The organism is Pseudomonas sp. URMO17WK12:I12 (genome assembly GCF_000514395.1).
Lineage (GTDB): Bacteria > Pseudomonadota > Gammaproteobacteria > Pseudomonadales > Pseudomonadaceae > Aquipseudomonas > Aquipseudomonas mucoides.
In genome coordinates this window covers 210,785-233,662 of the sequence record NZ_KI911392.1, presented here as the reverse complement: position 1 = coordinate 233,662, position 22,878 = coordinate 210,785, and the positions used below count along the sequence as shown (strand labels likewise).

15 protein-coding genes are annotated in these 22,878 nt (G+C 59.9%); 8 read left to right on the top strand and 7 right to left on the bottom strand.

The window, feature by feature from the left end:
• Positions 1–59: 59 nt before the first annotated feature.
• The 5 genes from D882_RS0128000 to D882_RS0127980 form a co-directional block, all read right to left on the bottom strand.
• Complete coding sequence (locus D882_RS0128000; protein ID WP_027926292.1) at positions 60–596, bottom strand: DUF3299 domain-containing protein; 537 nt, start codon at positions 594–596, stop codon at positions 60–62.
• An 89-nt stretch (positions 597–685) separates the two neighbouring features.
• A complete protein-coding gene (locus D882_RS0127995; RefSeq protein ID WP_027926291.1) occupies positions 686–931 on the bottom strand; it encodes a GlsB/YeaQ/YmgE family stress response membrane protein in 246 nt (81 codons plus the stop codon).
• A gap of 111 nt (positions 932–1,042) precedes the next feature.
• Positions 1,043–2,125 carry a 5-(carboxyamino)imidazole ribonucleotide synthase gene (locus tag D882_RS0127990; RefSeq protein ID WP_027926290.1) on the bottom strand — a complete coding sequence of 361 codons (1,083 nt, stop codon included), beginning with the start codon at positions 2,123–2,125 and terminating at the stop codon, positions 1,043–1,045.
• Between the two features lie 11 nt (positions 2,126–2,136).
• The gene (gene purE / locus D882_RS0127985) at positions 2,137–2,628 is read right to left on the bottom strand and encodes a 5-(carboxyamino)imidazole ribonucleotide mutase (protein ID WP_008030713.1); all 492 of its coding nucleotides are present in this window, start codon (positions 2,626–2,628) and stop codon (positions 2,137–2,139) included.
• Between the two features lie 243 nt (positions 2,629–2,871).
• Positions 2,872–3,780 carry a LysR substrate-binding domain-containing protein gene (locus D882_RS0127980; protein ID WP_027926289.1) on the bottom strand — a complete coding sequence of 303 codons (909 nt, stop codon included), beginning with the start codon at positions 3,778–3,780 and terminating at the stop codon, positions 2,872–2,874.
• A gap of 180 nt (positions 3,781–3,960) precedes the next feature.
• On the opposite strand from D882_RS0127980, the gene aspA reads away from it, so the two are divergent.
• The 7 genes from aspA (at position 3,961) to D882_RS0127945 (ending at position 16,639) form a co-directional block, all read left to right on the top strand.
• Positions 3,961–5,385, top strand: a complete 1,425-nt coding sequence (gene aspA, locus D882_RS0127975; RefSeq protein ID WP_027926288.1) for an aspartate ammonia-lyase — start codon at positions 3,961–3,963, stop codon at positions 5,383–5,385.
• Positions 5,386–5,882: 497 nt separating this feature from the next.
• Positions 5,883–7,334, top strand: coding sequence for a sodium:alanine symporter family protein (locus D882_RS0127970; protein WP_027926287.1), 1,452 nt, complete (start codon positions 5,883–5,885; stop codon positions 7,332–7,334).
• 92 nt (positions 7,335–7,426) lie between these two features.
• Positions 7,427–8,431: an asparaginase gene (locus D882_RS0127965; protein WP_027926286.1), complete on the top strand. Its 1,005-nt coding sequence runs from the start codon at positions 7,427–7,429 to the stop codon at positions 8,429–8,431.
• Between the two features lie 164 nt (positions 8,432–8,595).
• A complete protein-coding gene (locus D882_RS0127960; protein ID WP_027926285.1) occupies positions 8,596–9,588 on the top strand; it encodes an AraC family transcriptional regulator in 993 nt (330 codons plus the stop codon).
• 174 nt (positions 9,589–9,762) lie between these two features.
• Positions 9,763–10,794, top strand: a complete 1,032-nt coding sequence (locus tag D882_RS0127955) for a histone deacetylase family protein (protein WP_027926284.1) — start codon at positions 9,763–9,765, stop codon at positions 10,792–10,794.
• A 12-nt stretch (positions 10,795–10,806) separates the two neighbouring features.
• Positions 10,807–11,907 carry a polyamine ABC transporter substrate-binding protein gene (locus D882_RS0127950; RefSeq protein ID WP_027926283.1) on the top strand — a complete coding sequence of 367 codons (1,101 nt, stop codon included), beginning with the start codon at positions 10,807–10,809 and terminating at the stop codon, positions 11,905–11,907.
• Positions 11,908–12,058: 151 nt separating this feature from the next.
• Positions 12,059–16,639 carry a dermonecrotic toxin domain-containing protein gene (locus D882_RS0127945; protein WP_027926282.1) on the top strand — a complete coding sequence of 1,527 codons (4,581 nt, stop codon included), beginning with the start codon at positions 12,059–12,061 and terminating at the stop codon, positions 16,637–16,639.
• 384 nt (positions 16,640–17,023) lie between these two features.
• Here D882_RS0127945 and D882_RS1000000132955 read toward each other — a convergent pair whose 3' ends face one another.
• Entirely contained in the window at positions 17,024–17,239 is a 216-nt protein-coding gene (locus D882_RS1000000132955; protein WP_177327632.1) for a hypothetical protein, read from the bottom strand.
• A gap of 102 nt (positions 17,240–17,341) precedes the next feature.
• Between D882_RS1000000132955 and D882_RS0127940 the strand changes: the two genes are divergently transcribed.
• Entirely contained in the window at positions 17,342–21,322 is a 3,981-nt protein-coding gene (locus tag D882_RS0127940; protein WP_177327631.1) for a dermonecrotic toxin domain-containing protein, read from the top strand.
• Here the strand turns inward: D882_RS0127940 and D882_RS0127935 are convergent.
• Positions 21,319–22,869 (bottom strand): PLP-dependent aminotransferase family protein, encoded by a 1,551-nt coding sequence (locus tag D882_RS0127935; protein WP_027926280.1) that lies wholly within the window; start codon positions 22,867–22,869, stop codon positions 21,319–21,321. The two genes, D882_RS0127940 and D882_RS0127935, sit on opposite strands and share 4 nt — an antisense overlap.
• Positions 22,870–22,878 lie beyond the last annotated feature (9 nt).

Sequence of the window (22,878 nt, the reverse complement as noted above, 5' to 3'; positions counted from 1 at the left end):
CATCAATGTTGACTGTTACACCGCCATCGCGAGCAGGCTCACTCCTACATTTTGATCACCTACAGATCCGATTCTTTTACTACCCGCACCTTCGCCGCATCCAGCGCATACGCCGCATCAGCCAGGTCGTTGTTGACCTTCTCGATCTTCAACGTGCCGGTTACCCACAGTGGTGTATAGATGTCATCCAGCTTCAACCCCTTCGGATAACGCACCAGCACCAACTGGTTCGGCGGCGGTGGCGGCACGTGGATGCAGGCGCCCGGGTAAGGCACGAGGAAGAACAGCGTGCTGCGGCCCTTGGCGTCGGACTCAAGCGGCACCGGGTAACCCCCGATGCGGATGTTCTTGTCGTTCATCGACGGCACGGTCTTGGTCGAATACATCACCGCCGGCAAGCCTTTGCTCTGCTTCATGCCACCTTTCGCAGTAAAGGTGCCATCGCCTTCAGGGGAGTTGTGGTCGATTTCGGGCATGGCTTCGAGGGCTTTCTGGTCCGACTTGGGCATCAGTTCCAGCCAGTCGGTTTCCGGCAGTTCGCCGGCATGGGCCAAACCACTGCCCAGAAAAAAGAGAGTCAACAGAAGACGGCGCATTGAGGTGCTCGGTAAAGGGAGAGGCGATAAGTCGCCGAGCATTCTAGCCCTCTCTGCGTGCGGCGCAGAGGGGGCTTTGTCGCTTTGGATCAGTTCTTTTTGATCAAACCGTAGATCACCAGCAACACCACCGCGCCAACCAGCGCACCGATGAAACCAGCGCCTTCGCCCGCGTGGTAGATGCCCAGAGCCTGGCCGCCGTAAGTGGCCGCCAGCGAACCGCCGATACCGAGCAGGATGGTCATGATCCAGCCCATGCTGTCATCGCCCGGTTTCAGGAACCGAGCCAGCAGGCCAACGATCAAGCCGATAAAGATGGTTCCGATAATTCCCATGGCATTTCCCTCTGATTGGTTGGTTATGCGAAAGCCTAGTCAGACTTTGGCATCCTGCCATGAGAGAACGGCGGCCCCAGAATGGTTCCGCCGCGGCCACATGAAACTATCTTATTCGGCGATGAGCGCTTCGACCTTGAGGATCTGTGCCGCCAGTGTCTCGCGGTCTGCACAGCGCAGGTTGGCGTGACCAACCTTGCGACCGGCCTTGAACGCCTTGCCGTAGTGGTGCAGATGGCAATCGGCAATCGCGATCACCTTCTCCACCGGCGGTACAACGCCGATGAAGTTGAGCATCGCGCTCTCACCGATTTTGGCCGTCGAACCCAGCGGCAGACCGGCAACGGCGCGCAGGTGGTTTTCGAATTGGCTGCACTCGGCGCCTTCGGTGGTCCAGTGCCCGGAGTTGTGTACGCGCGGGGCGATTTCGTTGGCCTTGAGACCCCCGTCGACTTCAAAGAATTCGAACGCCATCACGCCGACATACTCCAGCTGCTTGAGCACGCGGCTGGAATAGTCTTCCGCCAGGGCTTGCAGCGGGTGATCGGTGCTGGCCACGGACAGCTTGAGGATGCCGCTGTCGTGGGTGTTGTGAACCAGTGGATAGAAGCGGGTTTCGCCATCGCGAGCGCGCACGGCGATCAGCGACACTTCGCCAGTGAACGGCACGAAGCCTTCCAGCAGGCAAGCAACGCTGCCCAGCTCGGCGAAGGTGCCGACCACGTCTTCCGGTTTGCGCAGGACTTTCTGGCCCTTGCCGTCGTAACCCAGGGTGCGGGTTTTCAGCACAGCCGGCAGACCGATCGAAGCCACGGCGGCGTCCAGATCGGCTTGCGACTGGATGTCGGCGAACGCCGGGGTCGGAATCCCCAGGTCCTTGAACATGCTCTTCTCGAACCAGCGATCACGGGCAATGCGCAGGGCTTCGGCGCTCGGGTAGACCGGCACGAATTGCGAGAGGAACGCCACGGTTTCGGCCGGGACGCTTTCGAACTCGAAGGTCACCAGATCGACTTCATCGGCGAGCTGACGCAGGTGATCCTGATCGCCGTAATCGGCCCGCAGGTGTTCGCCCAACGCGGCTGCGCAAGCATCCGGCGCGGGGTCCAGGAAAGCGAAGTTCATACCCAGCGGGGTGCCCGCCAGCGCCAACATGCGACCCAACTGGCCGCCACCGATTACACCGATCTTCATCGTCAACAACCTCAGGCGATGCGTGGGTCTGGATTGTCCAGGACGCTGTCTGTCTGCTCAGCACGGAAAGTTTTCAGCACTTCGTGGAACTGCGGGTGCTTGGCGCCCAGGATGCTCGCCGACAGCAGTGCGGCATTGATCGCGCCAGCCTTGCCGATGGCCAGGGTCGCAACCGGGATGCCGGCCGGCATCTGCACGATGGACAGCAGCGAATCGACGCCGGACAGCATCGCCGACTGCACCGGCACGCCCAGCACCGGCAGGTGGGTCTTGGCCGCACACATGCCTGGCAAATGGGCTGCGCCACCGGCACCGGCGATAATCACCTCAATGCCACGGGCCTCAGCCTCTTCGGCGTACTGGAACAGCAGGTCCGGGGTGCGGTGGGCAGAGACCACTTTCACCTCGTAAGGGATGCCGAGCTTTTCCAGCATATCGGCGGTGTGGCTAAGGGTGGACCAATCGGACTTGGAGCCCATGATCACGCCAACCAGTGCACTCATCGTCGTGCCTCTTCTCTCTGGGCGCCCGCAGGCGCGTCAAAAAACAACAAGCCACGCAGGATGCGTGGCTTGATTGTACGAATTATGGCCGGGCGAACCGGCCGAAGGCCGCGCAGTATACCGTAATGACACAGATAAACAGCCCCCGAAACGACCATCTGTCATACGGCGCAAAGGGCCGGTTTTATTGACTTGCGAGTCAGCCAACTACACCACAAATCCCTTGTGGGAGCGTCGGTGTGTTCAAGTGCCTTGCGCGGCGCCGCCTTCGAGCTTGCGCCACAGCAATCGCACGTTGGCCTTGCGCACCAGTGCGCAGCGGTACAGGCGAATTTCCAGCGGCACATGCCATTGCGGGCCACCACACACCACCAGCTCACCCCGAGCCAGTTCGGCGCGCACACTGAGTTGTGGCACCCAGGCAATCCCCAAGCCTTCCAGCGCCATGCTTTTCAGGCTGTCGGCCATGGCGGTTTCATAAATAGTGGTGAAGCGCAGCGCCCGCTGGCGCAACAGCATGTTCACCGAACGACCGAGAAACGCGCCAGCGCTGTAGGCGAGCAAAGGCACGCTGCCCTCGCCTTCCAGATCGAACAACGGCTTGCCGTCCGCATCCGCCGCGCACACCGGGAGCATTTCGGTATGGCCGAGGTGCAGCGAAGGGAAGATTTCCGGGTCCATCTGCAACGCCGCATCCGGGTCGTAGAACGCCAGCATCAAATCGCAACCGCCTTCACGCAGGGCATGCACCGCGTCGCCGACGTTGGTCGCGACCAGACGCGTCGCGATGTTCAAACCTTCGTTACGCAACTGCGCGATCCAGCGCGGAAAGAAGCCCAGCGCCAATGAGTGAGCGGCGGCGACTTGCATGACTTCGCCCTGCCCGCCTTCGAGGTGATGAAGATGGCGCAGTACTTCGCCCAGCTGTTCGACCACGGTCCGCGCCGTCACCAGAAACAATTGCCCCGCCGCCGTCAGCTCGATAGGCGTGCGCGAGCGATTGACCAGTTGCAACCCCAGCGCGGCTTCAAGGCTGCGGATCCGCCGGCTGAACGCCGGTTGCGTCACGAAGCGTCGTTCCGCAGCCTGGGAGAAGCTGCGAGTGGCGGCCAGGGCGCTGAAGTCCTCAAGCCATTTACTTTCCAGATTCATCACGCCCTCCCGGACACGCACCAATTTAGGTCACACGCTCGCCACAGACGCGGCGTCACATGGGCATTATGCCGAATGTGCATAGGCCAGTGTTTAACAGCATTGGCCGAAAATTCTCCACAAGCCTAGCATTTGCAGTGTTCCGGCACAGACCGGGTCCATATCGAGATGATTTCTATCATGTCCTCCGCTGCATCTTTCCGCACAGAAAAAGACCTGCTTGGCGTACTCGAAGTACCTGCGCAAGCGTATTACGGCATCCAGACCCTGCGAGCGGTGAATAACTTCCGCCTCTCGGGCGTTCCGATTTCGCATTACCCGAAGCTGGTTGTCGGTCTGGCGATGGTCAAACAGGCCGCCGCTGACGCCAACCGCGAACTGGGTCACCTGAGCGAAGCCAAGCACGCTGCCATCAGCGAAGCCTGTGCACGTTTGATCCGCGGCGATTTCCACGAAGAGTTCGTGGTGGACATGATTCAAGGCGGCGCTGGCACTTCGACCAACATGAATGCCAACGAAGTCATCGCCAACATCGCACTGGAGGCCATGGGTCACCAGAAAGGCGAATACCAATACCTGCACCCGAACAACGACGTGAACATGGCGCAGTCGACCAACGACGCCTACCCGACGGCGATCCGCCTGGGTCTGCTGCTGGGTCACGACGCGTTGCTGGCCAGCCTCGACAGCCTGATCCAGTCGTTCGCCGCCAAAGGTGAAGAATTCAGCCACGTCCTGAAGATGGGTCGTACCCAGCTGCAAGACGCCGTGCCGATGACCCTGGGCCAGGAATTCCGTGCCTTCGCCACGACCCTGGGCGAAGACCTGGCGCGTCTGAAAACACTGGCACCCGAGCTGCTGACCGAAGTGAACCTGGGTGGTACGGCGATCGGTACCGGCATCAACGCCGACCCGCGTTACCAGCACCTGGCCGTTCAGCGCCTGGCCCTGATCAGCGGTCAACCGCTGGTTCCGGCCGCCGACCTGATCGAAGCCACGTCCGACATGGGCGCCTTCGTACTGTTCTCCGGCATGCTCAAGCGTACCGCGGTCAAACTGTCGAAGATCTGCAACGACCTGCGCCTGCTGTCCAGCGGCCCACGCACCGGCATCAATGAAATCAACCTGCCAGCGCGTCAGCCAGGCAGCTCGATCATGCCAGGCAAGGTCAACCCGGTTATTCCGGAAGCCGTTAACCAGGTGGCATTCCAGATCATCGGTAACGACCTGGCGCTGACCATCGCGGCCGAAGGCGGCCAGTTGCAACTGAACGTGATGGAGCCGCTGATCGCGTTCAAGATCTTCGACTCGATCCGTCTGCTGCAACGCGCCATGGACATGCTGCGCGAGCACTGCATCACCGGCATCACCGCGAACGAAGAGCGTTGCCGCGAACTGGTCGAGCACTCGATCGGCCTGGTCACCGCACTGAACCCGTACATCGGCTATGAAAACGCCACCCGCATCGCCCGTATCGCCCTCGAAAGCGGCCGCGGCGTGCTGGAACTGGTGCGCGAAGAAGGTTTGCTCGACGACGCCATGCTCGCCGACATCCTGCGCCCGGAAAACATGATTGCTCCGCGTCTGGTTCCGCTTAAAGCCTGAACGGACGCGTTACTTGTAGCACCGCTCACCAGGTCGAGGGACTAGACACCTCTCACCTTTTGAGGGCTTGGGGATATTTCCCCAGGCCCTTTTTTTTAACTTTTGAAAGAACAACCGTCTTCTGTAGGAGTGAGCCTGCTCGCGATGAACGATAACGCGGTGTCACTGAAATACCGCAGTGTCTGCATCGCGAGCAGGCTCACGCCTACACAAGCCTGGCGCAAAAATGTCAGGTGTTTCAAAGGCTTCTCGTCATCGCTTGCACCACAACTGTGCAGACGGACGGCACTCTCCTAGGTATAGTGCCGCCCCTCTTCGCATGAGCGGTCGTCGGTAACGAGGCCCAAACCCATGCGAAACCCGAACTAATAACAAACCTGCGAAATGGGACCGGGACGAACACGCGCCTCACCTGTTGTGCCACGCGCACAGCGGTGTAACTCGATGTTGCTGCCTGCCCAACATTTGCCTACACAAAAAACAGCGAGGAATAATCCATGCTCGAAGTCATTAACGACTTCCTCTCAGGGAAAGTACTGATCGTGCTCATTGTCGGGCTCGGTAGCTACTTCACGATCCGCTCGCGTTTCGTTCAATTGCGCCACTTCTTCCACATGTTCGCGGTCTTCGGCGACAGCCTCAAAAGCAGCGCCGGGCAACTCAGTTCGTTCCAGGCCTTGATGCTCAGCCTCGCCGGCCGCGTCGGCGCGGGCAACATCGCCGGTGTCGGGATTGCCGTGACCCTGGGCGGGCCCGGTGCGGTGTTCTGGATGTGGGTGACCGCGCTGGTCGGCATGTCCAGCAGCTTCTTCGAATGTTCCCTCGGCCAGCTCTACAAGCGCTGCGACTCCGACGGCACCTACCGTGGCGGCCCGTCCTATTACATCCAGCACGGCCTGCAAAAACGCTGGCTGGGCATGATCATGGCGTTCCTGCTGCTGATCACCTTCGGCTTCGCCTTCAACGGCCTGCAATCCCACGCCGTGACCCACTCGCTGAACAACGCCTTCGGCCTCGACACCACTTACACCGGCATCGCGCTGGCGGTATTGCTGGGCCTGGTGTTCATCGGCGGGATCAAGCGCATCGCCAAGGTCGCCGACCTGTTGGTGCCGGTGAAAACCCTGGTCTACATCGGCGTGACCATTTACGTGATCGTGCTGCAATTCGATCACGTGCCGGCGATGTTGATGACCATCGTTAAAAGCGCATTCGGTCTCGACCAGGCGTTTGGCGGCCTGATCGGCAGCGCGATTGTCCTGGGCGTGAAGCGTGGCGTGTTTGCCAACGAAGCGGGCCTGGGCAGTGCGCCTAACGTGGCGGCAGTCGCGTCGGTCGAACACCCGGTTGCTCAGGGTGTCGTTCAAGCGTTCAGCGTGTTCCTCGACACCTTCGTGATCTGCACCTGCACCGCGCTGCTGATTCTGCTCTCGGGCTTCTACACCCCGGGCTTCGAAGGCGACGGCATTGCCCTGACCCAGAACTCGCTGGCAGCGGTCGTTGGTGACTGGGGCCGGATGTTCATTTCCGTGGCCCTGTCGTTGTTCGTGTTTACCTCGATTCTCTACAACTACTACCTGGGCGAGAGCAACCTGCGCTTCCTGATCGGTGAAAACCGCAAGGCGCTGATCGGCTACCGCGCATTGGTATTGGTGTTGATCTTCTGGGGCGCCATCGAAAACCTGAGCACCGTGTTCGCCTTCGCCGACATCACCATGACCCTGCTGGCGTTCGTGAACCTGATCGCGCTGTTCCTGCTGTTCAAGGTCGGCATGCGCATCCTGCGTGACTACGATGACCAGCGTGCTGCCGGGATCAAGACCCCGGTGTTCGATTCGAGCAAGTTCCCGGATCTGGACCTGGACCTGAAAGCCTGGCCGGCCAACCCGCCAGCGGCGGCCACCAAGGCTGAAGCCGAGCCACAAGGCGTACCCGCAGCGCAACGCTGATCGGTTAAAGTGCGGTATCCCATGTGGGAGCGACGGTGCGACGATTCGACTTGCTCGCTCCCACAGGAACTCATTGTTCTCGGAGAACCACCATGAATTCCTCGACCTACCCTGCCGCCCAGCACGTCATGGTGCTCTACACCGGTGGCACCATCGGTATGCAAGCCAGCGCCCACGGCCTGGCCCCGGCGTCCGGTTTCGAAGCGCGGATGCGTGAATACCTGCACAGTCAGCCTGAACTGGTGGTGCCGCAGTGGCGCTTTCGCGAGATGTCGCCGCTGATTGACAGCGCCAACATGACCCCGACGTACTGGCAGCAACTGCGCGAAGCCGTGGTCGACGCTGTTGATGTACAGGGCTGCGACAGCGTGCTGATCCTGCACGGCACCGACACCCTCGCCTACAGCGCGGCGGCCATGAGTTTTCAATGGCTCGGCCTGCATGCCCGCGTGTGTTTCACCGGCTCGATGCTGCCGGCCGGCGTAACCGACAGCGATGCCTGGGAAAACCTCAGCGGTGCGCTGGTTGCCCTTGGCCATGGCCTGGCGCCGGGCGTTCATCTGTACTTCCACGGCGAACTGCTGGACCCGACCCGTTGCGCGAAAGTACGCAGTTTCGGTCGCCATCCGTTCAAGCGGCTTGAGCGTCAGGGTGGCGGTGTGAAAGCTGCTTCCCTGCCGACATCGCTGACCTATAACCAGCCCAAGCAACTGGCGAAAGTCGCCGTACTGCCGTTGTTCCCTGGTATCGGCGCTGAGATTCTTGACGGTTTGTTCGCCAGCGGCATTCAGGGTCTGGTACTGGAGTGCTACGGCAGTGGCACCGGCCCGAGTGATAACCCCGAGTTTCTCGCCAGCCTGGAGCGGGCGCGGGACAAGGGTGTTGTGGTTGTTGCGGTGACGCAATGCCATGAAGGTGGTGTTGAGCTGGATGTGTACGAGGCCGGCAGCCGTTTGCGTGGCGTTGGCGTGCTGTCGGGTGGCGGCATGACCCGCGAGGCGGCGTTCGGCAAGTTGCATGCGTTGTTGGGTTCAGGGCTGGATAACGCAGAAGTGCGTCGCCTCGTAGAACTCGACCTCTGCGGCGAGCTCATCTGACACCACACAAAACCCAGTGGGAGCGAGCCTGCTCGCGATAGCGGTATGTCTGACAGATCGATGCTGGATGTGCCGACGCCATCGCGAGCAGGCTCACGCCTACAGGTTCTTAGCTCGGCATATAACTTGCTGCGTTCCGGTCACCCCAAGGCTGGAAGCCACCCATGCTCCACTCCCACCTCACCACCCTCAACGCCGTCTCCCTGGTGCTCAACACCTTCAAGGACCAAGGCCTGTCCAGCGAAGACTTGCTCGCCGGAAGCGGCATCAGCGCGGCGGACCTGAACCGGGCGGACACGCGCATCACCACCAATCAGGAGATGCAAGTCTGCGCCAACGCAGTCGCGCTCAAGCGTGACATCGGCCTGGAACTGGGCCGGCGAATGCACGTTTCGTGCTACGGAATGCTGGGTTATGCGTTGCTCACCAGTGCCACCTTCGGTGACGCTTTACGCTTGGCGATGCGCTATCCGGCGCTGTTGGGAACACTTTTCGAGCTGAGCCTGGAAGACGACGGCGAGCGTGTCTGGTTCGTCGCGGCGGACTACCGGGAAAGCCCGGCGATGGCGGTGTTCAATGCTGAATTCTGCCTGGTGTCGTTGAAAGTGATCTGCGACGACCTGCTCGGTCATCCGCTGCCGCTGCTGGCCGCGCGTTTCGAACACCCCGCGCCGGACTATCAGGCCACCTACGCCGAACATTTCGCTTGCAGGTTGAGCTTCGAGGCGCGGGACAACGCGTTTGCGTTCGATCGCAACTGGCTCGACCGACCCTTGCCGCTCGCCGATGCCATCACCCATCAGGCCATGGCCGAACGCTGCCGCAAACAGAACACTGAGTTCACCGGTCGCCAGGCGTGGCTGGGGCGGATTCGGCAGTTGCTCAGCGCCCAGTTAAATGCAGCGCCGGGGCTTGAGGGGTTGGCCGAGCAGATGAATTGTTCGGCGCGGACATTGCGTCGTCACCTCAAGGATTCGGGGTGCAGCTATCAGGAATTGCTCGATGAGCTGCGTTTCGAGCAGGCCAAGCAAATGCTCTGTGAAGACCAGATGCCGATCTACCGAATCGCCGAGGCACTGGGCTTCAGCGAGACCGCGAGTTTTCGGCATGCGTTTGTGCGCTGGAGTGGGGTGGCGCCAAGTCAGTTCAGGCCTTGAGGAATTTGGTGCCTGCTCGCGATAGCGGTTTCAAGAGCAGCGCACCATCAAGGGGCGAATTTCGGTCAGACTTTTTGGCCATATCCATCCCCTTTTGGCCTTTCCTGCCGTTCTCTCCAACGCCACCTGCCGCAAGACTGTGTTCAACCGAATCAGCCTGCGGAGAACAAGAAAATGCTGACGATCTACTCGGACGATCACCACCTGCACCACGGCCGTTGCGAATTGATAGACGGGCAACTCAAGCCCTGCTTCGAAATGCCGTCGCGTGCCGACCATGTGTTGCAACGCGTAAAAAATCAGAACCTCGGCCCGGTCGAAGCGCCGCAGGATTTCGGCCTCGACCCGATCGCGCGAATCCACAGCCGCGACTACCTCGACTTCTTCAAGGGTGCCTGGGCACGCTGGACCGAATTCAACACCGATGGCGACTTGCTGCCCTACACCTGGCCGGCCCGAACCCTGCGCGCCATCAAACCCACCAGCCTGCATGGCCAACTCGGCTATTACAGCTTCGACGGCGGCGCACCGATCACCGCCGGTACCTGGCAAGCAGCGTACAGCGCGGCGCAAGTCGCGCTGACTGCCCAGGCGCAAATCCAGCGTGGCGCGCGCAGTGCCTTCGCCCTGTGCCGTCCACCGGGACACCACGCTGCCAGCGATTTGATGGGCGGTTATTGCTACCTCAACAATGCCGCCATCGCCGCCCAGGCGTTCCTCGATCAGGGCCATAAAAAAGTCGCGATCCTCGACGTCGACTACCACCACGGCAATGGCACCCAATCGATTTTCTACGAACGCAGCGACGTGCTGTTCACCTCGATCCACGGCCACCCGGAAGCCGAGTTCCCGTTCTTCCTCGGCTATGAAGACGAGCTCGGCGAAGGCGCGGGTGAAGGCTTCAACTTCAACTATCCTCTGCCCGCCGGCTCTGGTTGGGACACCTGGAGTGCAGCGCTGGATCTGGCCTGCCAGGAAATCGAAAACTACGGCGCCGACATTGTGATCGTCTCCCTGGGCGTCGATACGTTCAAGGACGATCCCATCTCTCAATTCAAACTCGACAGCCCCGACTACCTGGCCATGGGCGAGCGCATCGCGCGTCTGGGCAAGCCGACGCTGTTCGTGATGGAAGGCGGTTACGCGGTAGAAGAAATCGGCATCAATGCCGTGAACGTACTCGAAGGTTTTGAAAGCGCCCAATGAGGAATTAGAACAATGAACAGACTCAAGCGTTTTATCGTTCCGGCCCTGGGTGCCTTGGTGCTCAGTGGCGCTGCACACGCTGAAGAGCGAACGTTGCGCGTCTACAACTGGTTCGACTACATCACCCCCAAGGCGCTGGAAGACTTCAAGGCCCAGAACACCCAGACCAAACTGGTCTACGACATTTTCGACACCAACGAGGCGCTGGAAGCCAAGCTGCTGACCGGTAACTCCGGTTACGACGTGGTGGTGCCGTCCAATGTGTTCCTCGCCAAGCAGATCGAAGCCGGTGTGTTCCAGCCGCTGGACCGCAGCAAGCTGCCGAACTGGAATCACCTCGATCCGAAGCTGATGAAGCTGATCGAAGCCAACGACCCGGGCAACAAATTCGCCGTGCCCTACATGTACGGCACCATCCTGATCGGCTTCAATCCGGACAAGGTCAAAGCCGCTCTCGGCGACAACGCGCCGGTGGACAGCTGGGACCTGATCTTCAAGGAAGAGAACATCAGCAAGCTCAAGCAGTGCGGCGTCGCCCTGCTCGACTCGCCGTCGGAGATCCTGCCGCTGGCCCTGCAACACCTCGGCCTCGACCCCAACAGCAAAAAGCCTGCGGACTACGACAAGGCTGAAGCCCTGTTGATGAAAATCCGTCCGTACATCACCTACTTCCATTCTTCGAAATACATGGCCGACATCGCCAACGGTGACATCTGCGTCGCGGTCGGTTACTCCGGCAGCTTCTCCCAGGCAGCCAACCGCGCCAAGGAAGCCAAGAACGGCGTGATCGTCGACATGCGCCTGCCTAAGGAAGGCGCACCGATCTGGTTCGACATGCTCGCGATTCCCAAAGGCGCGAAGAACCCGCAAGACGCCTACACCTTCATCAACTACTTGCTGCAACCTCAAGTCATCGCGCCGGTCAGCGACTTTGTCGGTTACCCGAACCCGAACAAGGACGCCACGGAACTGGTTGACCCGGCGATCCGCAACAACCCGAACCTGTACCCGACCGAAACGGCGATGGGTACGCTGTACACCCTGCAACCATTGCCGCGCGATGCCGAACGTGCGCGCACACGAGCCTGGACCAAGATCAAGTCCGGGACCTGATACCCGACTCAAAACCGAAGACCCGCGGCGACGCGGGTCTTTTTTTGCCTGCGATATTTATGTACCACCCGGCACTTTGGGCCGCCCGATACCTTCCACTGATCCCGCGCGGCGCAATCAGCAGCGGCGCGTTCTCAGTCAGGAGACGAGCATGTCCGAAACCGTTGCCCCAAGTGCAGAAGAGGTACTGACCCAGTTGGTCACCGGCCCTTCGATCAGAGAGGTCGCCGCGACCGCGCTGAGCCCTGCGCTCAACGCGCTGTATCCGCTGCTGAAGATTGACCCGACGCTTGCCACGGTCGTCACCCCGACCTGGATCGATACCGGCGACAACGTCGTGCCCGGCCCTGACCTGTTTGAATCGCTCACCGATGTGCTGGTACGACTCGGTTTGTCGGGATCGACGGTGACGCTCCTCGATGGAGAACATTTCCTCACCCTGCAACCGGGCACTGAACCGTTGGCTCAATTGCCGGTGAAAATCGATGCCATCGGGTGCCTGCTCAACGCGCTCGCCCCCCAGCTGTTCATCGCCTATCAGCACCAGCAGCTTGATTACTGGAACCAGGAGACAAGCCCTTCGACGCCGCGCTGGCATTCGCTCGCGCAATCGCTGCAGGACATCTGGAGCCCCGATCCCGCCTCGAACTGGGATGCCGATGAAAAAGCCATGGCCCAGGCCGTGTTCGCTCATCCGGAGCGCGCCACACGGCCACAGGACAAGTACCTGACCAAGGCCTGCCTGATCGACACCGATTGGGTTGAGAGCGCGGTCAGCGAACACCTGCGCGTTCTGGATATCGCAGTGTTCGTGGGCACATTGGGCGAGCGGACCCTGGTGCTGACGCACTCGATTGCCGAAGGGTTCAAGCGTTATGACTCTGTTGCGGCATTGGGTGAAACAGTGTTCGCCCCCCTTGGAACGTCAAGCATCGAGCAAACCCTGCAATGGCGACTGTATGAACCCGAGGGCAACTTCTTTCACCACCAGGCCTGCGCGCTGATTGCGCTCGAGGTCGAAGCCATCGGTGCACTCAGTGCGGTTCAGCACGCTTCTGTCACGAAACGTTCACCACAAATCAGTGCCGCGGCAAAAAGCTTCACTGAATTTGAAGCCCTGCCGTCGTCACGCTTCAGCAAGGTTCAGGGGTTACTGACAGGCTGGCTGAAAAACGCCTTGTCGGCGGACCTCACCCGCTACAGCCGACACTTGATGGACCTGGCGCAGCTGCGGGAACAGGACGCTGGAAAAACCTTCGACGAAGGCATCTCGTCACTGCCGGCGTTTGCGCTGCAAACCTTGCAAGAGCAGATGATCAAGGATCATCCCGCGGCAGCGGACCTGGATCTGCAAGACATTGAAATCAGCATCACCAGCGTCGTTGTGCTGGGCGCTGTCGTGATACCCGGCAAGACGCAAACCACCACGCTGTCGCTGATCGAACTGGCGCTGCAAAACCTGATTGCCGTTCCGCTGGGAAACAAGACGGTGAACTGCAAAAGTGGCGACGCAGTGCCCGTCTGGATGACTCCTGCCTATCTTGAAAAGCTCGTCACGCAGGTCGATATCGGTGGGGTTTACCCGACGCTGATCAAGCAAAAATTGCTTGATGATCCGCAAGAAGCGCAGCGAAGACAGGTGCTCTACGCCCGCCATCTGCGTACCCAGCTGCCCTTGCAGGCGCTGCAGCACAAGATGCGCGGCGAGGCGGGTATTGATGAACGTGGTTATCAGTACGTCAATGCCGTCATGCAGGAAAACGCGGCCGACCGCAGGGTGAACGGGCAGGAGATTGTCATTCGACCACTGGCCTTTATGACCGGTGATCGCGCCGGCAGCAAAGGCGATGAAGTCGCCAACATGTTCGTCATCGGTCCGCGACTCACCGATAGAGGACCGTGCCTGCTCTACCGACCGTTGCTCACCCCCTCGCTGATGCAGTACCCGAGCGAGGCCAATCTGCTGTATGCAATCAAGCACGAAAAACCGCTTCGCCAATCGATCCTGGCCTGGCTCTCCGACGATGTACGCTTCAACTATTCCCAGTACGTGTTTTCCGGTGAGTTGCCTTCGGTCTGGACGCTGACCCAATTGCTGGTCGATCCCACCTCAGCCCTGGGCAAGATGGGCACGGTGACACTCAGTGCAACGGCCCTCGATGACGCGCCGCTGGCGGCGTTGTTCAAAGCCAACGCCAACGCCATGATTACCCTGGCGGACCATCAATCGGTGTCCAATGCACAAGCTCGCTGGGCAACGCTCAAGCAAGGCACATGGATGCTGTTCAATGTCGCGCTGCCCTTCCTCGGTCGCACCGCCGGGGTGGCCGCGTGGATCTGGCAGATCATGGATGACTTGCAGAACATTACCGATGCCGAAGAAAACGACGACAGCTTACTCGCCTGGTCCGCCCTGACCGATCTGCTGTTGACGCTCGGCATGGTATTGGCCCATCGGGCTGCCACTCGCAACAAGCCCGTCTCGCGGTTGCCCGAGAAGGTCGAGCCGCCACCCGTAACACCCGAAAGCAAACCTGGCCACACCCTCACGGTCACCCGTCTGCCCGACCTCGATCAACTGCCATCCACCCATGAGACGTCTCTGCACGCAATCGCTGCGCTGCCGTCATCATCCCTGGGTGTCTTGCTTGATGGACTGGCCATCGCCGAACCCAAAGGAATGGCCGCCTCCAGCGAGCCCGGCCCTCACCAACACCTCAGTTCACTCAAGGGAAAGTGGTATGCGAAGGTTGACCAGCGATGGTTCGAGGTCACCTTCAACGACAATGACGATGTGCAGATCATTGACTCTAGCCGGTCACCCGCACGCACGGGGCCCTTGCTGGTCAAGAATGCCAGGGGCGAATGGTTTATCGATACGCGGCTGAGGCTCAAGGCCGGGGGCAAGGAAAAACAACGGCTGGAGCAACAAAACCGGCAACGCCAGGCTGAACTGAAGCAGCAAATGATAGCGTTCGAGCGCCAGACCAAAAGCCGCGAGACAGCACTCAAGGAAGCGGAAAAAAACGCGCAGGCGATTACCGCCACCGACACCCATCGTCGCTTGTACCTTGAAACGCTCGATGCGCAGATGTCATTCCTGAGCACCAACATGGAACAGATGAAAGCCTTCAATGCTCGCGAGGCGATTCCCAATTACCGAAAAGCAATGATCAGCCGCCTGGATTTCCAGCTTTCGCTGCTGCAAAAATGGTTCGTTCACCAGCAGCCGGTTTTCGGCAATCAAATGCGCCTTTCCCTCGATCTTCTCGACCACCCGCCAACGGAAAACACACAGACCGGCCGGCAAACCCATCAACTCACGGGCGAGTTGACCGCCAGCTACATCAACAAAATCGAGACTGCGCATGCGTGCTTCGAGCAACTGAACCTGCTCGGCAAAGAAGCCATCGAAGTGATCCGCGACGTCAAAGCCAACATGCCGTCGTTCGATTTGCTGGACCTCAAACTGTTCCAGATCACACTCGGTCAAGAGTTGTGCCTCGACAACAGCGTTGAACCCGCACCTGAAGCGCGCCAGGCACTGGAGAGCATTGTCGAAAATGCAGGCCTCGCGATTCAGGCGTCACTGGACCTGGCCGCTGACGAAGAGGTGCTGCACTTGCCGGAGCGCATCGATGGACTCAGCGACCTGGTGGAGCAACTCACGATCACTGACCAGCGCATCGTTGATCTGCCCACGGAGTTTCCCGGGCAGTTCCTGCAAATCCCCCTCGACGTGATGCGCCAACGTCTCGAAGTTTTTCAACAGCGCACCGTGAAGCAACTGGCCGGCTTGCTGCGCGAACGCAAGGCACTTGAGCCGCTACCCGGCCCTTCCCGCCTGCCGAGCGCTCCCGCCAAGCGAATCATCAAGACCCGCTACAAAGGTACGGTGGTGGGCCAGCCACGTGTCGACTCCGTGACGCAAGGGTCAGAACTGATCGACGTGACCTCGGCGTTGACCGGCAAAGTCATCTCGACCTTTCACGAAAAGACCCCGGGGGTCTGGGTTGAAAGAGTGCCCCCTGGACCGGCCCCCCTCGACGTTAGCCAACCCGATTTGAGTGCAAGCACGGCTCAAGGCCAGGCATTGCTGGAGGGGTTGGATGCGTTTATTCGTCGAACGCAGGCCCACTCCAAAGGCACGCGACGAATACCTGTGGAAATAGAGGAAATGTTTCATCAGCAGGCTCACCGACTGCAGGACGCCGCCAGCGCAATCGAAGATGCGCTGACCGCCAGTAATTCCACCGAAGGTGGTTCGGGGTCCGCCGTGACGCTGGCCAAGCAACTGAACGACGGGGCCACCAGACTCTATAGTCAGGGACGCTTGACGCGAATCAGCATGACCAAACTACAGCCGCCGACGGCGGAGCGCGTCCGCTGGCTGCAAAGCGAAGGTCAGGTCGATATCGTCAAGACCCCCGGCCGACGCTTGCTCAAAAGCCGTAAAAGAGACTATCTCGAGGAATATGAGGTCCGCGATCACAGCAACCAAAGTGTTCTGTGGTATGCCCACTTCCACTACTCGGAGCCCGCTTCGCCTGCACACACCTTCACCGCGGCCCACCTGAAAACAGTGCAACAACGGCTGCTGGGCGGCGCAACCGAGGCCCGCAACGCCAACGACGATCTCCTGGCGATCTCGATCTACCGCAGCGAAATCAGCCCGCAACTGGCGACCACCCTGTTCTTCGCAAAAGTGCCGACCTCGGCATCTGGGTCGTAAGCCTGATCTTGTGCTGAACCCGAGACCCGCATTCGCGGGTCTTTTTCCCCCGCGATATCTATCTACCACCCCCTGTAGGCGATGCCTGATTACTGTCGATGCATCCAGAGGCTTTCCCGGCCTCGTCATTGCGCCGAGGTATCCGCCATGAGCAACAACATTTCTCTGCCTCAACATGACTCGGCCCCTTTGCTGGAAACCAGTGACCTGGTGAGCCTGACCAGCCACGGCCCCACGCTCAGCAACGTGGCTTCGCACCTGCTGCGCCAAGCGATGGAAGCAGCCTGGCCAGAATTGCAGATCGACCCTGAAAACGCCTTCGTCGGCACCCCCCGATGGCTCATGGTGGACGACCATGTCGAGGCGGGCCCAACCGGGTTCGAATCACTGACCCTGGCACTGATGCGCCAGGGCCTGTATGGAACGACGGCCAACTACCTCGAAGGCGAGCATTTCCTCACCCTTGAGCCGGACAGCAAAAACCCGGTTCATCTCGCGGTCTGCATCGAGGACATTGCAAAGATGCTCAATGACCTGGCGACGATCCTGTTCATCGAGTCTCAAGCACGGCAACTCGAGTTCTGGAATGCCAAGGGGCATGCAATCCCCCGCTGGCAGGAGCTGTCCGACACGCTGCGCAAGGCGTTGAACGTGCAGAAGGTCAAAGGCTGGGACACCGATGAATGCGCGATGGCCCGGGAAGTGTTCAACGCCCCGGACAAAACCACCCGTAAAAATGTAAACAGAGAATTTTCCGCCATTCAGGCGTGCCTTCTCGATATCGATACCGTCGAGAATGACATCACCCAACATCTGTTGATCGGCGGTGCGCTGGTGCTCAAGGCCACATTTCGCAAGCGCCCATTGCTGGTGATGTACACCATCGAGCGCGCGTATGAGTCGTTCAGTTCAATGGAAGAATTGGGTAACTCGCTTCCCGCACGCCTGGCAGAACAACGGTCAGGACGCGATCTGACGTGGCGGTTTTACGAGCCGGAAGGCAACATCTTCGACCACATGGCGTGGGCGTTGGTCTCCTCGCAAATGGATGCCATTGACTCCTTGCGGTTTATTGAGGCCCCGGCAGATGAAGCCGAACCCGAAACCGGACTCGACCCCAACGAAAAAGCACGATTCCTGCAATTGAACAGCGCAATTCCCGACTGGTTGCGCAGCGCCGCCTCCCAGGACATTCAAGATTACGGCCGTTACATCAGTGCACTGGGCAAGTTGTACCGTCAACCGGACAGCCAATTGGCCAACACTGAGATCCCGTCCGTCACCGACTATGCCCAGCGGCTGATGCGTGAAGCGATCATCGCGGATCCACGGGCGGTCGGTGCCGCGAATCTTCCACTGGATGATCTGCGGATCAAAATCACCCACAGTTTTACCGCCGACAATTTCACCCTCCCCAACCCCTTCGACCAACGCATTGAAACGCTGGCCGACTTCGCGCTGGAGAACCAGGCGCCCTACATGGCGACCGTATTTTTCAAGGACGGGGAGACCGTTCCGGATTGGCTGACCGTTGAATTTCTCACCACCGTGTCAGCGCGAGTGGACATCGGCAAGGCTTACCCCGAACTGATCAAACCCACGTTGCTGGAGGACCCGATCGCCTCCCGACGCCAGGAAAACTTCTATCGCGATCAATTACGCATTTTGCTGCCACTGCAGGCATTAGAAGCCAGATTCAAGCCTGAAACCGGTGTGGACGAACGCGGATACCGCTACGTCTGCGAGCTGCTCGATCCCGAGGTCGCCACCAGTACCGTCGCCCTCTACCCGCTCACAATGACGCCGCAACATCGCTTGGTCAGCAGCAGCGACACCGTGGACAACATGTTCATCATAAGCCCACGAAATGCACACAGCGGGCCTTGCCTGCTCTATCGGCCAATGCTCGATGCACCTCTGCTGCAATTCCCCTCAAGGCAAAACCTTTTATATGCGCTGCACCAACCCGGTGACCTCAGGGATACGGTGCTGGCGTGGTTGCCCGACAAACACCTGAGCTTTGAATATGCCCAGTCTGTATTTCCCACCGGACTGCCCTCGCCGTGGCTGATCGCGGAACAGATCGTCAATCCATTGCAGCGCGCAGACAAGTTCGGGCGTGTGGTTTTCGAAAGCGTCGAGGTCACCGGCGACATTCTGTCTGCGCTGTTCAAAAGCAATGCGCGGATGCTGGTCAACCTCGCCGACCGACAATCGCGATCCAACGCCGAACGACGCTGGAGTGTGTTGAAGGACAGCGGCTGGGCGCTCTTCAACGTCGCTTCGAATGTTCTTAGCGGTGCGGTCGGCACAGCCGTCTGGGTCTGGCAAACCATCAACCAGATTCAACAGGCACTCGACGCCCATGACCAGGATGACCGCTTCATCGAATGGACGTCGGTGTCGGACATTCTGCTGGCGATCGGCATTATTCTCAGCCATCACGCCGTGATGCGACGCAGGAGGCTTTCGAGCAAGCCCCGGATCGAACAGGTGCCGAAGCGAAAATCGCCAGAACCCCATGAGGCCGTCGCCGTCACGCTCAATCCCGTCCCGCTGCCTCCGGACCTTCCACCCAGTCACCTTTCCTCCCTGGAGCTGACCGGCTCGGTTCCACGCCGAACACCGACCGCTCTGGGCGCTTACCTGGACACGCTCACAGTCACGGCTCCGGATATTGCCAGCGCCAACGTGACGAAAGTTAAAGAAGCCCCTCCGCATTTTTACCAACATAACTTCCGCAACTACGCACAGGTGGGTGATCGGTGGTTTTACGTCGACGTCAAAGGCGACGATGAAATCCATATCGTTTACCCGGATCAGCCGGAACGAAACGGTCCGATGCTGAGGGATAACGGCCACGGGCAATGGGTGCTCGACCTGCGTCTGCGGTTGCGAGGCGGGGCCGGAAATGCGGTCAGCCGCCATCAGGAAGCAGCTGACGAACAGCGCAAAGACACGTTGGGGGAGATCCTGAGCGCCTTCAAAAGCCAGGAAAACACCAAGGAAACCGAGCTGAAAACGTTACATGACGGCATCACGCAGGCCAACGCCGGAAACTACGATCAGCGGACGACGATGTACATGGAAAAACTGGATAAAACGATCGACGAGTATCGCCAGGCACTCGAACAACTACGCGAATGGCGCACCCTCGGGGGGACGGAAAACTACCGGGAAGACTTGCTTCGCATGAGCGTGGTGCTGGAGAAGAATCTGTCCTTGTGGTTTGTGCTGAAACGATCCGAATACAGTCAGGCCACCCGTGTCCTGACCCAAGGCAACGAAAACGAACCCGTTGCCAGGCAATCGCTCGTCGACAATGTGCAGAAGGCATCAGACATCGGTGAGGAGATGATTGAAAGGCTGACCCTGTTTTCGTCGACACTCGAGGACATGCACGTAGCGGGACGCCCTGGCATTGAGCGCGCCATGCAAATCAGAAAACTCGCGCCTGCCTTTACCGTGCTGGATATCAAGGCCAACGAGATCGGCATGTCGCAGGAGCTGTGCCTCGATGAACAGGCCAGCCCCCTGATGCAGCAGGCTCGAGCCGCGGTGGGGCATATTGCAATGAGCGCCGCGAAGGCGGCGATTCACATGGCGGACCTGATGAAAGGCGAAGGCGAACATTCCGATGTGCAGGCGCAAATCGAGGAATTGAACAGTCTCGTGGAGACATTTGCCGACGCTGATCAGCGCATTCAGGAATTGCCTGGCACGTACCCTGGACTGGTCAAACAAACCAGGCTCGATCATGTGCAATCGCTCATCGACGAATTCGCGCAGCTCGCACAAAACCGGTTACAGGCGTTGCTGCCCGAGCCGGAACCCTTGCCCACGCAGCCTGTTGTACAACGAATGCAACCGAGTTCGTCACGACAACTGATCAAAGTACGCAAGACCCGGCCCCGCGATCCCGATAAAAACGAACCGGAAAAAACCACGGAAGATCCGCTCAGGTCGTTTACCCCCGCCGTTTATCAGCAACCCGCTCCAGTGCTGGATGACGCCGGAACGATCGAGGCCGGCATCGAGCTGAACCTGGACACGGCCCCATTCATCGAACGCACCCGTAAGGACGCGTTGCGCCCAAGGCGCATCCCGGCCGATCTTCAGGATGTGTTCGATCAGCAGGCCTTGAAACTTGAGCAAGCGGCCAGCAGCGTCGATCAAGCCGTGATCAACGGCAGGAAAGACAACGCATTCTCTTTTCCGGTTGCCACGCTGAGCCGCGAGTTACGTGATGGGGCCAGTCGTCTGCGCAAAGAAGGTGTGACCGTTCGCGCCGATCTTTACACCCGGCGCAAACCGACCCAGAGCACTTTCAAATGGATGCATGAAAACGGCCAGCTCGACCTCAGTCGCGACAGACGAGGGCGTATCCAGACCCGAGGGCTCGGCGACTATTTCCAGGAGTACCGGATTGTCGACAAGACCCGCAATCAGCCGTTGTGGGTAGCGCATTTCCATTACGAGACGCTGTCGAGTCCGGCGAATGCACCCACCGCGGCCCATTTGAAAGTTTCAGATGACTACCTGAAAACGCTGCCGCTGGACCAGCAACAAGCGTTGACCACCTTCGAACCCATCGATGGGGTGTTCAGAAAGTTAGAGGATCCTGCGCTACGAAAACTGTTCCTGGACCTGGAACCCCAGGCAAACACCGCAGCAGCCAGCTAAGGACGCCAGACCTGTTCCAGCCGCCCGAGCGCGGCGCTGATGGCCGCCTCGGGCACCGCCGCGAAACCGAGGACCAGACCCGCGCGCTGGTCCATAGGTGTTGTCGAATCCGGCAGCCAATAGCCGCTCAGGGCATTGATCTCGACGTCGACGCTCGCCGCCTGTTCCACCAGCTCGCGCTCGCGGGCCCGTGAGTCGACCGCCACCGTCAGATGCAGCCCTGCCGCGACACTCGGCAGACTGCCGATGCCGGGAATGTTCTGCGGCCAACCGGCCAGTACGGTATTACGCCGACTCAGGGCCGCCCGGCGCATGCGGCGAATATGCCGCTGGAAATGCCCGGCGGCCATGAACTCGGCCATGACCACTTGGGTACTGACCTCGGAATGCCGGACGTCCACCGCCCGCCGTTGCGAGAACGCCTGAACCAGCGTTGGCGGCAACACCAGGTAACCCAGGCGCAGCGCCGGGAAGGCGACTTTGCCAAACGTCCCGACGTACAAAACCCGCCCCTGTCGGTCGAGTGCCGCCAACGGCGCCAATGGCGCGCCGCTGTAACGGTATTCGCCATCGTAGTCATCCTCGACAATCCAGCCCTGAGTGCGCTCGGCCCAGGCCAGCAATTCCAGACGTCGCGCCAGGCTCATCACCACCCCGGTCGGGTATTGATGCGACGGCGTGACATACGCCAGGCGACACGCCTCGATCGCTGCCAATTCGCGGCAATTAATCCCCTCGCTGTCCACCGCCACCCCGTGCAGTCGCGCACCCGCCACGGCGAACGCATGACCCGCCGCCCGATACCCCGGATTCTCGATCGCCACCCCATCGCCGGGCTCTACCAACAGCTGTGCACAAAGGCTAATCCCCTGCTGCGCGCCACTGGTGATCACTATTTGCTCAGCCGAACACTGCATGCCGCGTGAACTGCGCAAATACGCGGCAATCATTCCACGTAGACGCTCATCACCCGCCGGATCGCCATAACACAGCTGCTGTAAATCCGGTTTACGCCAGAAAGCCGCATTCAGCTTGGCCCAGACCTCGAAAGGAAACAGATCAAATGCCGGGACACCCACCCGAAATGCACGCGGCGGCCCACTCGGCGGCAGGGCCAAATGGTTCTTTTCAACGCGCCCCAACGCACCGCTGTGGATAACTTTACTGGATGAAACCACAGGTAAATCCAGCCAATTTGTGGATAAGGCTGTGGGTAACCCTGTTGACAACCCTGTGGATACTTTTGTGGATAATTTTTTGGCAGGGATCGAGGCCTGGGGCAGTTGAGCAACGTAAGTCCCGTCACCCACACGCCCTTCGATAAAGCCTTCGGCATAGAGCTGATCGTAGGCTCGCACCACGCTGTTGCGAGAAATCGCCAGTGCCGCTGCCAGATCGCGACTGGCCGGTAATCGCGTGCCGCTGGCCAGTCGTCCGTCCAGCACGCGCACGCGCAAGGCTTGGTAGAGCTGACGACTCAGGCCCTGACGGCGATCCAGTTCGATACCGGCAGGGTTGAACGACAAGGAAAGCGGCGCATCGGTCATGGCAATGGA